Genomic DNA, 12,557 nt, shown 5'->3' on the forward strand with positions numbered 1-12,557 from the left:
TTGGCCGTGGATCACCAGCAATCGACCTACATGCAGAGATTGCACGCCGTAGCTTATTTCCTATTTGACCTTTTCTGTGTTCTCTATGTGGTACATATAGGCTTTATTCGTACCATTCATGGCACATGCAAGTAAAAAATCGAATCAATAATTCATTGCCCTTATCATAACGGGTAAATTAGCTTGTTCCCTATCATGATTGCCTCCATTAACATGGCAACTCAAAACACACCCCCCGTTCACAGCACTCATCACAACTCGGCGAACGGCAAATCAATTCACCTTCGGCATGCAGGCAACGCTGGCGATAGAAGAATTTTTTCCAGCGCATATTGTTATGATTCATCGCCACCAGTGGGGGAAAACAGTCGTCCATCAGCTGACGCAGCTCCGCCCTGGAACTCAGTCCCAAATCCTCCCACAAATGATTAAATGCCAGCGAGACGCTGGCGATAATACGATGCATCGGACTGGCGTCAGGATGAATATATTCCGCCAGCCATAATTCCAGCTGCTGCTGTTCATCCGCACGCGTCGCAATCAGTTCGCTCATCAATTGATGGCGCAGCAGTGTGTCCGCAACCATTGAAGGTTGCTGGACTGGAATCTGGCGCTGCAACTGCGCCCACTGTTGCACGCCAAGCCCCATCATCAGGGGATAACTCCCCCGGCCCTGCAAATAAAGGGAGGTGAGCCGACACAGCCAGTGATGTTGCGGTGTCATGCGACCCCCTTATTTTGCAACGGCATAGCCTTTACATTGGTGCGATATGTCTGCCACCAGCGGTGCAGCGCTTCGGTCACCGGTTGCCACGCATCATCAACACAGGGCTGAATGCCGCGGGCCTCCAGTTTTTGCCACGGGGTATAACCCATGCGCACACAGAACACCGCTTTGACATCAGCCAGCAGATCAAAAGTCGCCCCCATGCGTGCCTCACTGTCCTGTTCCGGCTCGCAACTGTCGCTGCCGTGGCAATATTTCGGGGTAAAGCGCTGATTGACCAGTACCACACCGGCAGCAGACAGGCTGTAGATGTAAAAACGATCCGCATGACCGAAATGGCTGTCAATCACATCTCCATGCTTTGAGGCGACGGCCACCAGGCAGGCTTCTTCCTCATCCGATTCCCCCTGCGTCGCAATGCTGGCGTGTAGCCTGGCCCGCTGGAACAGCATGGGCAGCCAGGATTGCGGAGACAGCTCCGGCTGCGGGACCTGCGCAAACTGCTGGCTACGGTCCTCGCCCAGCATCCCAATGGCATCCGCGCGGCACTGATGGCAGTGCGTCATCTGCGGGATGATCTCACCGCAGCGCTGCCGCACGGCAGCGATCATCGCAGCATCAGGCTCAGGCTGGCCTTGCAGACCAAACATCGTGCCATGCTCCGGGCGGGAAATCAGCGGCATGATGTTATGGATAAAAGCACCGCTGGTTTGCAGCATCTGGCTGACATCCGGCAGCGCCTGATCATTAATCCCCGGGATCAACACCGAGTTGATTTTCACCAGCACCCCCTGCGCAGTCAGCCGACGCACGCCCTCCAGTTGACGGGCGATGAGGATCTCTCCTGCCTCACGTCCGCTGTAGCGCTCCCCATCCAGCCACAACCAGGCGTAGATTTGAGCGGCGATAGCGGGGTCAAGGGTATTGATGGTCACCGTCACATGATCCACACCCAGCGCGACCAGCCGATCAACGGCATCCGGCAGCATCAGGCCATTGGTGGATAAGCATAGCTTCAGGTCCGGAAACGCCTCCCGCACCTGTTCGAGCGTACTGAAGGTGCGATGGATATTGGCCAGTGGGTCACCGGGACCCGCAATGCCCACCACCGACAACTGCGGAATCGCGGTGGCGACCTGGCGCACTTTGGCGACCGCCTGTTCCGGCGTCAGCAGGGTAGAGGAGACGCCAGGGCGGGATTCGTTACTGCAATCAAACTTGCGGTTGCAGTAGTTGCATTGCAGATTGCAGGCGGGTGCCACGGGCAGATGCATGCGCGCGAATCGGTGATGCCCGCTACGCGAGTAGCAGGGATGCGAAGCAACTTTACCCGCGACCAGATCGGTCAGCATCTCACTGGTCGGGGCGTGGCAGGCAGAAGAGGAGCAGGAAGTCATGGCGTTACCTTGATGATGTAGTCTGATCTTCCTGCTGCAATTTTTGTACCGCGGATAATCCATTGAAATACAACTATTTCTATTCGGGATTTCTTGTCATTATTCCCACCTGTAGCTGACAATGTGTTGATCGTCACAATTTTGTGTCAGATACGCGGCATGGTGATGTCCATAGTCTGGATACGATAAGCCACCTGGCGTGGTGTCATTCCCAGCAGACGTGCCGCCTTAGCCTGCACCCATCCGGCTTTCTCCAGTGCGGCAATCAATCGCTGGCGTTCATCAAGGTTCTGATCGAGCCAGCTGTCTTCCCGTGGGGCACTGACAACCAGCGGTTTCGGGGCGACTTCCCGGTGATTAAACAGGATGACCTCACGATCAATTAACCCGCTATCCGACATGACCGCCGAGCGTTCGAGACAGTTCTCCAGCTCGCGCACATTTCCCGGCCAGTTGTAGCTCATCAGCAGGCGGATGGCACCGTCACTGATACGCAACGTGCGGTTCTGGTTTTGCCCGATCTTGCGCACCAGAAAATGGGCCAGTTCGGCGATATCGTCCTGACGTTCCCGCAACGGTGGCAGTGCAATCGGCATCACATTCAGGCGGTAATACAGGTCTTCCCGAAAGTTGCCGACGCGAACTTCTTCCTCAAGATTACGGTTGGTCGCGGCAATGATGCGCACATTCACCTGCAGGGTTTCATCGCCACCGACACGTTCCATTTCCCCCTCCTGCAATATCCGCAGCAGTTTGGCCTGAAACGAGGCGCTGCTTTCGCCGATTTCATCGAGGAACAGCGTGCCGCCATCGGCCAGTTCAAAGCGGCCTTTGCGCTGGCGCACTGCGCCGGTAAAGGCACCTTTTTCATGGCCGAAAAGCTCGCTCTCCAGCAAGGTGTCGGGCAATGCCGCACAGTTAAACTTGACGAACGGCGAGGCGGAGCGAGGGGAATTGTGATGAATCGCATTGGCAATCAGTTCCTTACCCGTACCGCTTTCACCGCGAACCAGCACCGTGGTATCCCAGCGGGAAACCTGGCGGATAATCTCCAGCGTTTGCCGCATCGCCGGGCTTTTGCCCACCATATTGTCAAAGCCAAAACTGTGGGCTGGTACACAACTTCGCCCCCGAGCCGGTTGAGCCGTCACCGGGCGAGACGCGGGCGTGGCAGGTGGTGTCATCAGGCGTACCGTCTGCGCCACCAGGTTAGCAACTGTTTCCAGAAAACGGGTGCAGGAGGGCAGACGCGTGTCGGTGCGTGCCATCGGTTGTGCCGCCAGCACCCCCAGCGGTCTCGAGTCTGGCCCCATCAGCGGGACAGCAATAAAAGGCAGGTTATAGTCATACAACCCCAGCCGATCGAGAAATCGCGGGTCATCAGCCAGACGCGGTAACACCAGCGACTGGCCCTGAGCCAGCACCGTTCCCACCAGTCCTTCTCCTGCCCGATAACGAACTCTGGCGCTGTCGCTAAGCTGGGACACATCGGCCTCCGGCAACGCTTCAATAGTCAGCAATTCCTGCTGACTGTCGTACAGACAGATCATCCCGTGCTGCATAAAGGCATCATTGTGCAGCACGTACAACACGTCCTGTAACGTCTGACCTATTTCAGTCGCCCGGCTGAGTACCACGCTAATGCGCTGCATGGCGGTAAATTGCTGGGACAGGTCAAAGCGCCAGACCGTGGTCTCTGATTCAGATTGCTGGGTCATTTGGAGCCTCCGGTCAGTGAAGCGAATAAGGGAAACCGCAGGGTCAGGCAGGAGCCTCCCTCGGACGGGGAGGTCAGTTCAATCGCGCCATGATGATGTGCTACCAGCGTCTGGATCAGGCGCAGTTCCATGCCTTTTCCGGGCGCGTTTAACGCATCAGGTGCGTGGGTGTACTGCACATGCCTGAGCGGCACGTTGTCGCATAAGTAAAAGGTCAGCCAGCCCTGTTCTTCCCGGGCGTAGATCTGGGTTTGCAGGCTGAAATCAGCGAGTCCGGCCGCCAGGTCGAGCGTGCGATCCAGCCACAAACTCAGGCAGGCGAGGAGCTGGGTGCGCTGGCCGAAACACACCAGGTGAGGGGAGTCCTGCGTCACCTGCAGGTTATCCCCCTGTTGATAGCGGGTGTGGTACAGCGCGCGCAGATCGGCAAAGAAATCATCCAGTGACCACAGGGCCGCATGTTCCAGATCCAGCGAAGGGCGGCAGCGCTGCAGTCGCGCCATTGCCTCTTCTCCCTCGTGCCAGGCGGAATCCAGCGCCACGTTACTATGGTCGGCACCGTTCAGGCGTCGTGCGGCAGCCAGCATATTGATCGGGCAGTTGAGCTGGATCAGTGCCGCATCGAGTGAGTCGCGGATCGCTGCCAGCAATTTGCCGGTGGTCATATGTTGTTTCAGGCGATCCAGCCGTCCCTGTTCCTGCTGCTGTTGTTGTTGGGTGTGATCGGTGATCACCACCAGCGTGCGCGTAGGGCTGTTATCCACAAAGTAACGACTGGCTTCCTCACTGACACCTGGCAATGTCCAGCAATTCACCCGCAGCCAGCGCACCGCGCCACACAGCACCACGGGGATCACCGCGCCCTCGGCAAACTCCTTTTTGCGGGCGGAGAAATCCAGCTCCGTCAGCAGTTCTTTGCCGCCACAATCGGCACATAAGGTTTTATAGGTCAGGTTGTCCATCACCACCTGATCCTGTTCATTCACCACCACCACGGCAGCCGGGATATTATTCAGCACGGCTTCTGTCAGCGTCATTTGATTGCGCAGACGTTGTTCCAGTGCATAGCCGGTGCTGATATCGCGCTGCATCGCCAGATAGTGTTCCAGCTTGCCGAACGCATTGAAAACCGGGGTGATATCGATTTCCACCAGAAACAGGCTGCCATCGCGACGGCGGTTGATCAATTGCCCGCGCCACGGTTGACGCAGAAGCAGGGTACGCCACATATCTTCATAGATAATGCGCGGAGTTTGTTTGCTGGCAAGCAGGCGGGGATTTTGGTGCAGCAATTCATCCAGCGCATAACCGGTCTGACGGCAGAAGGCCGGGTTAGCATAAATAATGCGTGCCTCGGCGTCAGTCAGCGAGATGGCAATCGGTGCCTGTTCGACCATGGTCAGGAACAGGCCGGGATGCTGCTGAGAAAGCCCTCGTGCAATGGCTTGCGGTGCAGTGGCATCCATCATCATATTCTCAGTCATCACACTCTCCGGATTTCAGGTGCGGTTGTGTCGCAGTTATGACAATTTGTCCCACTCTGCCGACAGAGTTAGCAGACGGTGGCAGTGAGAAATAACCATGCAAACTGTAAGCCTTACAGGTGAGTTACCCGCCTTAACCTTGATCCAGATCGGGATTACGCCGCTTTTCACTGCTTTTTTCCCGCAGAATGCGTCGGTTCAACGCCAGATACCCCCAGTGTGCAGGCGAAAAAAGCATCACGCTGGTGCGCAGCGATGCAGCACGGTGCAACACCGGCACGCTCGATAACTGGCACAGCATTCGCAATATCCAGGGGACTGATACTTTCACTCCACAGGAGCGCGCTATGGCGAACGTCGGTATTTTTTTTGGCACAGATACGGGTAAAACCCGCAAGATTGCGAAGCTGATCCACCGGAAACTGGGGGATGTGGCGGATGCACCGGTTAATATCAATCGTATCTCTCTGGAGACCTTTCTTTCCTATCCGGTGCTGGTACTGGGTACGCCCACGCTGGGCGATGGACAACTGCCGGGAATGAATGCCGGTTGTGAGGAGGCGTCATGGGGAGAATTTATGGCACAGCTTGAGGGAGCAAGCCTGAGCGGTAAAACCGTGGCCCTGTTCGGACTCGGCGATCAGGTTGGCTACCCGGATAACTTTGTCAGCGGGATGCGTCCGCTTTATGACGCCCTGAAAAACTGTGGTGCGCAGTTGATCGGCCAGTGGCCCAATCAGGGATATGAATTCACGACTTCGGCGTCACTGGAGGAGGGAGCGTTTGTTGGCCTGGTGCTGGATCAGGACAATCAATATGACCTCACCGAGGAACGGCTGGATGCATGGCTGGAGGCCATCAGGCCGGTGATGGTGTAAGCGGATCGCGCCGCGACAGTGTTTGCATATCATTGTAGCGGCGCAATTCATTGCGCAGATGTTAATCAAATTTTTTGAATTTCTTCACCAGATCACTCAGCTTTTACTCACCGGTCAACAGGTCTATTCTCTCTCACATCGGGGCACAACGCCCCACCCACTAAAAATTATCTCTGAGGAATTGACCATGAAATCTATCAAAACTTTCGTTGCAGTTGCGGCCCTGTCACTGGTTTCTTTCGGCAGCTTCGCACAGAGCATCACCGCTTCCGCCTCAACCCTGGATGGCGCAGAAGCCAAAATCGCTGCTCAGGCCAAACAGGCCGGTGCTTCTTACAAAATCACCGGTGCACGCGTCGATAACGGTGCTTATCTGTCAGCTGAACTGACTAAATAAACGGTTAACGCGGAAGTGATAATTAGCCAGATCACAGTTGTCGCACTAATTATCAATTATGAAATGATAACCAAGGTTATTATTACTTCCATCGAAGGCGCACAGCCTTCTGAACAGACAAATTAAGGATTAAGACCATGAAAACTATCAAAGCCATGTCCATCGCCGCTGTCGCTGCTCTTTCACTGATGTCATTTGGCAGCTTTGCCCAGAGCATCTCCGTGACCTCTTCAACTCTGGACGGTGCGGAAGCAAAAATCGCCGCTCAGGCAGCACAGCAGGGTGCGCAGTACAAAATTACCGAAGCGAACACCAACAACCGTGTTCATATGACCGCAGAACTGTACAAATAACGGATGGTCGTACAGGGGAATGCCGGAAGAGGTCGCCGCAAGGCGGCCTTTTTTTCATTCTTCATATCTCTCCCGCAAAAGCTGAACGCACCGCCCGGAAGACGCGCTCTGTACGGTTCTTACCTGCCCGCGGTCCCTTAAATGTGAACCAACTGCCGGTATGCATCAGGATATCAGCGATAAATGACTGATCTAATTCTTTGCCAGTAAATAATGAACGCCTTTCGCAGGCTAATTATCAACACAATTACTTACTGTCTCATAACACAACGCTTCAGATAACCTGTTAAATTTCATGGCAAATTAAAAAACTTACGCAAAATTAAATCTTCAATATAACTCTTTATGGTTATGTCAATGACGGAGAACAATTACTGTTAAAGCATGAATGAAAATTTTACGATCAATGACCATAAATCTCTCAAGTAAATGACCGATAACCTTATGGCAAGCGAGGATTTATGTGAGCGCACACTCAGAAACGCTTAATACATAAAACATTGGTAACTACATAACTCCTTGTTGTGAAAGAACTTATAACTCTAACGCCACAATTGAAAGGTTGTAATTATGTTAATATTCAACCCGGGAATTTATTCTGACCCCAGTCGTAAACGGCTAAGACAACCGATGGTGATAATGTTGTTTTTACTGGTGTCAGGATTTGTTATCACATTGCTGATGATTTTTCTCATTGCTCATGAATTAAATAACAGTTCAGATGCTGAGGATGCTTTTCTGCTAAGGAAGATCATAACGTTGCAACAAGAAAGCATCATTTCTCACACTACAGATAATGCCATATGGGGGGAAGCCTATAAAAACCTCCATGAGAAGGTGAATCTCGACTGGGCGTGGAAAGAGCAGAATTTAGGGGCGTCGTTATATGAGACCTTCGGCTATGACGGTATTTTTGTTATTTCTCCTCAGGGAAAAACCGTTTACAGCATTATTGATGGAAGTTTGCGCACTGAGTCAATTCAGGATTGGATGGGAATGGACCCACGTGAAGCGATAAAAGACCAACTGCATAAAAGCGGAGGTGCTGCTTCAGCACAATTTATAATGGCACAGGGTAAGCCTGTTTTGATAAGTGCTGCATGGATAACCCCTGGCAGCGACAGCACTGTCAGCAGGACTTCTAACCAATACTCAACTCTTCTGTTCGTTATCAAAATGAGCGGAGCTAAACTCAATAAAATGGGTGAAGATTATGGTATCGCTAATCTTCATTATGATGTAATGAGCGATGTGTATAAAAATGCGACGAATATCCTTCCTGTTCCAGCAAACGGTAGTAACGGCATTCTGACATGGCAAAGTGATGAGCCTGGACGGGAACTGATTGTTTGGTTATTACCGATGACGATATTATTGTTTTTTGGCATGTTCTTTAGCGCAATAGTACAATTAAGAAGTGTTTTCAGGATAGCGGAAAGTTCGGACGAAAACATTTTCATGCTACAGCAAAGCCAGATTGCATTACTGGACAGTGAACGACGTTTTCGCGATGTGGCAGAAACTACAGCTGACTGGATTTGGGAAACTGATGATAACTTAAAATTTAACTGGCTCTCCTCGCGATTTTCAATCATTACCGGTTACAGTAGCAGCCTGTGGATTGATCGTTCACTCCAGGATTTCCTCATTGAGGGACAAAAGCTGCTCCAGTCGCCACAGACATCTCTGGCTTTAGATGAATATACAACCCTGACACGCTGCCGTTACTACTCAGCTCAAAAATGTATCCGTTATTGTGATCTCTCAATACGTCGGGTTGAATTGACCCCTGGTAAAAAAGGTTTCCGCGGCACGGTAACTGATGTAACTCTCGAAGTTGAAGCCGAAGAAAAAGCAAAATACCTTGCCTTTTATGACGATCTGACGGGATTACCTAATCGTGCACAAATGAAAAGATTTTTATCTGGTCAGCTTGAAACTCCTCTTAATGGCAGCAAACCATTAACAGTCATTATGATCGACTTAGATAAATTTAAACCCGTAAATGATATATACGGTCACTTAATTGGCGATGCCATATTACATCAGGTTTCATCACGTTTTCGTGCTTGTGTTGGTGATTCAGGCTTTACCGCACGCTTGGGGGGGGATGAATTTGTTATTATTATGTCTGATATTACCCGCGAGCAGGTAAACGAACTATGCAATGATATCATCGAAAAAATAAAATCACCTTTTAATATCGATGGTATCAAAATAGTCATTGGCGTAAGCCTGGGTATATCTGTAGCACCTATGGATGCAGATAATATTACCGACCTTTTAAGGTATGCGGATTTTGCACTTTATAAAGCTAAAAATGGAGGGGGTAATAAGTATGAATTTTACCATAAAGATTTATCCGAAAGCATTGTTCAGCGGCGTGAAATGGAAAACCAACTCAGGGAGGCTATCCATGCAGAACAATTCGCACTTGTTTATCAACCACGTTACGATACCAAAATGTCACAAGTTACCGGCGTAGAAGCACTGGTTCGCTGGAATCATCCGACATTGGGGGTTGTTTTCCCCGATCAATTTATTCCTTTGGCAGAAGAAAGCGGGCTGATAAAAGATATTACCGACTGGGTATTAAAACATGCCTGCCAGGATATGAAATCTTATTTTTCAAACATGCGAGTGTCAGTGAATATCAGCCCTTCGGAGTTTAACGACGCCAACCTGGCTGAAAGAGTATGTAACATTCTTAACAGCACAGGCCTTGAAAGTCGACGTCTTGAAATTGAAGTCACGGAGAATGCGCTGGTCAAAAACCCTGAGAACGCATTAAAAACAATGCATGAATTACATCAGCTTGGTATTAAGTTTCATGTTGATGATTTTGGTTCCGGCTATGCTTCTTTTGGTTATTTGAACGATTTTCCCTTTGATGGCCTGAAACTTGATAAATCATTTGTCTTTGCAATGCATCAATCTGATAACTCCCTGAAGATTATTCAAAATCTAATAAGTCTTGGAAGTGCTTACTCTTTAATTGTAACCGCAGAAGGGGTCGAAACAGCACAGCAGATGGAACAATTAATGAAGTTTAACTGTGATTCCTTACAAGGGTATCATATCGGGAAGCCCATCGGACTTACTCAATTGTCCAAAGCCTATCCCGATTTATAGCCTGATGCATTTTTAGTTGCTCCTGAATGGTTTATTACATGATAAGGCAATCCTGAGTCACTATCGTCCCGCGAGTCTGGTGGAGCTCGTCAGCAGCAGATGCCCCAGTAACTCCACCAGCACATGCGCGGCAAGATAAGACGTCACCCCGGTCGCCACATCCAACTGCGGGTTGACCTCAACCAGATCAATACCTACCACCTCCATTCGCCCGATCAGCGCCAGCAAGGCTGCCATCAGTTCGTCATAGCGCATGCCATTTGGCTCTGCGGACGCACAGCCGGGGACCAGCGCCATATCCAGCACATCAATATCAATGCTGATATAACATTTTTCACCCGCGGGCAGATGTTCAAACAGCGCCAGCGGCGAACGCTGGCGAAACTGTTGCTGGCTAATAATGGTGCTGCCCTGTGCCGTAGCATCGCTGAATTCAGAGGGACGTACCCGCAGGCTGCGAATCCCCACCTGAGTCAGACTCTGCACCTGGCTCAACGCCATGATATGGCGAAAGGGCTGACCATTGCTGTAATGCACGCCGTTAGTGACCGGGGCGAAATCCAGATGCGCATCAAACTGGACGACATGCAAGGGTTCCTGGATACCGCGAATCAGCGGCCATGACACCGAATGGTCGCCACCGATCGCCAGCGGTATCGCCTGACGCTGGCGAATCAATTGTGTCATGGCGCTGATATTGTCATGGGTGCCGATCACGTTAGTCGGCAGCACATCCACATCCCCCGCATCCACCAGGCGGCCCTGGGTTATCACATCGGTGAGAAAGTGCTGCTGACGCGAAATGTCGAAAAAACCGGTTGGTGCAAAACGCATCGAATGTTCGCGGATACTGCGCGGCGCAAAACGGCTACCGGGCTGCCAGGGGGATCCTTCATCAAAGGGCACGCCAAAGACCGCAACGTAAGCATCCAGTTCGCTAAGGCTGGGGCAGTAATTGGCGCGCAGAAAAGTGGGAATGCCGGTGAATGCGCGGTTCAGACGTTCGCTGCCGCGCAGATTAATGCTCATGATTTTCTCCTGAGACTACCCGCACATGCTGCAACAGCGCACGGGTTCGGGGATGTTGCGGGCCAGAGAACAGCTTTTGTGTCGGCCCCTGTTCCACAATCATTCCGTCTTCCATCACCACCAGACGATCGGCCACTTCACGGGCAAAATTCATCTCATGAGTCACGATGATCATCGTCATGCCATCCTGGGCCAGCTGCTTCATCACCTGAAGCACTTCGGTGGTCAGTTCGGGATCCAGTGCAGATGTTGGTTCATCAAATAACATCACTTCTGGTTGCAAAGCCAGGGCGCGGGCAATGGCGACGCGTTGTTTTTGTCCACCGGACAGACTGGCAGGCATCGCCTGGGCTTTGTGCGCCAGCCCCACTTTTTCCAGCAGTTGCATCGCCAGCTGCTGAGCAAACGCCCGGCCTTGTTTCAGTATTTTGTGTGGCCCGATCGCCACATTGTCGAGAATCGACAGATGAGGGAACAGGTTGAACGATTGGAAAACCATGCCAGCCTGACGGCGAAGAAGATTGAGGTCCGGCTCGGCCAACATTTTCCCATTCTGCAACAGGTGCTGGCCGCACAAGCGGATGCTGCCTTGCTGCGCGACTTCCAGACCATTGCAGCATCGCAAAAACGTGCTTTTACCCGAACCGCTCGGGCCAATAATCACCACCACCTCGCCCCGCGCCACTGACAGGCTGATGCCCTTCAGGACATGGTGCTGGTCAAAATATTTTTCGACGTTAACCGCCTCAATGATGGCTGGGTTCATTGCACCATCCCTCCCGCACGCAGCTTTTTCTCCACCACGCGCAACAACAGCATGGTGCTGCTGGTCATCAGCAGGTAGATAAAGGCGATCACGATATACACCTCCAGCGAACGATAGGACACGCTGATGACTTTTTGCCCCTCATGCATCAGGTCGTGGATGGTGACCAGGGACACCAGCGCCGAGTTTTTGGTTAACGCGATAAACTCATTCGCCAGCGGCGGCACCATCCGTACCAGCGCCTGCGGCAGAATAATCAGCCGCATCGCCTGCGCACCGGACATGCCCATCGAGCGCGCCGCTTCGGTTTGTCCCCGGTCGATAGACAAAATCGCACCCCGTACCAGCTCTGAGACGTAAGCGGCGGAATAACATCCCAGCCCGATAATGCCGCAGACAAAGGCGGGGATAACGATATTGAAGTAGGGCAGACCGAAGTAGAGGATAAACAGCTGCACCAGCAGCGGGGTGCCACGCACGAAAACCACGTAGCTGTTGCAGAACCACCACACCAGCTTACGCTGGGGAGCAAGCCTCCCCAGACCGATTAAGGTTCCCAGGCAACAACTGATCAGCAGGGCGCAGAGGGTGACTTCAATCGTCACCCAGGCACCTGCCAGCAGATCGCGCCAGGCGGCAAACGCCGGAGTAAAATCAAATTCAACCATGCTCACCC

The 12,557-nt window shown here is 52.1% G+C and carries 12 protein-coding genes; 4 read left to right on the top strand and 8 right to left on the bottom strand.

What is annotated here, in order from left to right:
- Nucleotides 1-208: 208 nt before the first annotated feature.
- The 5 genes from CUN67_RS25390 to CUN67_RS25410 all read right to left on the bottom strand — a co-directional run bounded on the left by CUN67_RS25390 (nt 209) and on the right by CUN67_RS25410 (nt 5,627).
- Nucleotides 209-724, bottom strand: coding sequence for a nitrogen fixation protein NifQ (locus tag CUN67_RS25390; protein WP_208718249.1), 516 nt, complete (start codon nt 722-724; stop codon nt 209-211).
- Nucleotides 721-2,124, bottom strand: coding sequence for a nitrogenase cofactor biosynthesis protein NifB (nifB, locus tag CUN67_RS25395; RefSeq protein WP_208718250.1), 1,404 nt, complete (start codon nt 2,122-2,124; stop codon nt 721-723). The genes CUN67_RS25390 and nifB overlap by 4 nt, the downstream gene beginning before the upstream one ends.
- Before the next feature lie 146 nt (nt 2,125-2,270).
- Nucleotides 2,271-3,842, bottom strand: a complete 1,572-nt coding sequence (nifA, locus tag CUN67_RS25400) for a nif-specific transcriptional activator NifA (RefSeq protein WP_208718251.1) — start codon at nt 3,840-3,842, stop codon at nt 2,271-2,273.
- Nucleotides 3,839-5,326: a PAS domain-containing protein gene (locus CUN67_RS25405; protein ID WP_208718252.1), complete on the bottom strand. Its 1,488-nt coding sequence runs from the start codon at nt 5,324-5,326 to the stop codon at nt 3,839-3,841. Before CUN67_RS25405 ends, nifA begins: the two co-directional genes overlap by 4 nt.
- Before the next feature lie 133 nt (nt 5,327-5,459).
- Nucleotides 5,460-5,627 carry a hypothetical protein gene (locus tag CUN67_RS25410; protein ID WP_208718253.1) on the bottom strand — a complete coding sequence of 56 codons (168 nt, stop codon included), beginning with the start codon at nt 5,625-5,627 and terminating at the stop codon, nt 5,460-5,462.
- 46 nt (nt 5,628-5,673) lie between these two features.
- On the opposite strand from CUN67_RS25410, the gene CUN67_RS25415 reads away from it, so the two are divergent.
- The 4 genes from CUN67_RS25415 to CUN67_RS25430 all read left to right on the top strand — a co-directional run bounded on the left by CUN67_RS25415 (nt 5,674) and on the right by CUN67_RS25430 (nt 10,086).
- Nucleotides 5,674-6,204, top strand: a complete 531-nt coding sequence (locus CUN67_RS25415; protein ID WP_208718254.1) for a flavodoxin — start codon at nt 5,674-5,676, stop codon at nt 6,202-6,204.
- Between the two features lie 187 nt (nt 6,205-6,391).
- Nucleotides 6,392-6,601 (top strand): YdgH/BhsA/McbA-like domain containing protein, encoded by a 210-nt coding sequence (locus CUN67_RS25420; protein WP_013508023.1) that lies wholly within the window; start codon nt 6,392-6,394, stop codon nt 6,599-6,601.
- Between the two features lie 137 nt (nt 6,602-6,738).
- Nucleotides 6,739-6,954: a YdgH/BhsA/McbA-like domain containing protein gene (locus CUN67_RS25425; protein ID WP_084878987.1), complete on the top strand. Its 216-nt coding sequence runs from the start codon at nt 6,739-6,741 to the stop codon at nt 6,952-6,954.
- 570 nt (nt 6,955-7,524) lie between these two features.
- Nucleotides 7,525-10,086, top strand: a complete 2,562-nt coding sequence (locus CUN67_RS25430; RefSeq protein WP_208718255.1) for a bifunctional diguanylate cyclase/phosphodiesterase — start codon at nt 7,525-7,527, stop codon at nt 10,084-10,086.
- A gap of 60 nt (nt 10,087-10,146) precedes the next feature.
- Here CUN67_RS25430 and CUN67_RS25435 read toward each other — a convergent pair whose 3' ends face one another.
- Genes CUN67_RS25435 through CUN67_RS25445 form a run of 3 tightly spaced genes read right to left on the bottom strand, consistent with a single transcriptional unit; the run spans nt 10,147 to nt 12,549 of the window.
- Complete coding sequence (locus CUN67_RS25435) at nt 10,147-11,115, bottom strand: agmatinase (protein ID WP_208718256.1); 969 nt, start codon at nt 11,113-11,115, stop codon at nt 10,147-10,149.
- On the bottom strand, nt 11,105-11,881 hold the full coding sequence (locus tag CUN67_RS25440) for an amino acid ABC transporter ATP-binding protein (protein ID WP_302882790.1): 777 nt from the start codon (nt 11,879-11,881) through the stop codon (nt 11,105-11,107). The genes CUN67_RS25435 and CUN67_RS25440 overlap by 11 nt, the downstream gene beginning before the upstream one ends.
- Complete coding sequence (locus CUN67_RS25445; RefSeq protein WP_208718257.1) at nt 11,878-12,549, bottom strand: amino acid ABC transporter permease; 672 nt, start codon at nt 12,547-12,549, stop codon at nt 11,878-11,880. Before CUN67_RS25445 ends, CUN67_RS25440 begins: the two co-directional genes overlap by 4 nt.
- Between the last annotated feature and the right edge of the window lie 8 nt (nt 12,550-12,557).

The organism is Pantoea cypripedii (genome assembly GCF_011395035.1).
GTDB lineage: Bacteria > Pseudomonadota > Gammaproteobacteria > Enterobacterales > Enterobacteriaceae > Pantoea > Pantoea cypripedii_A.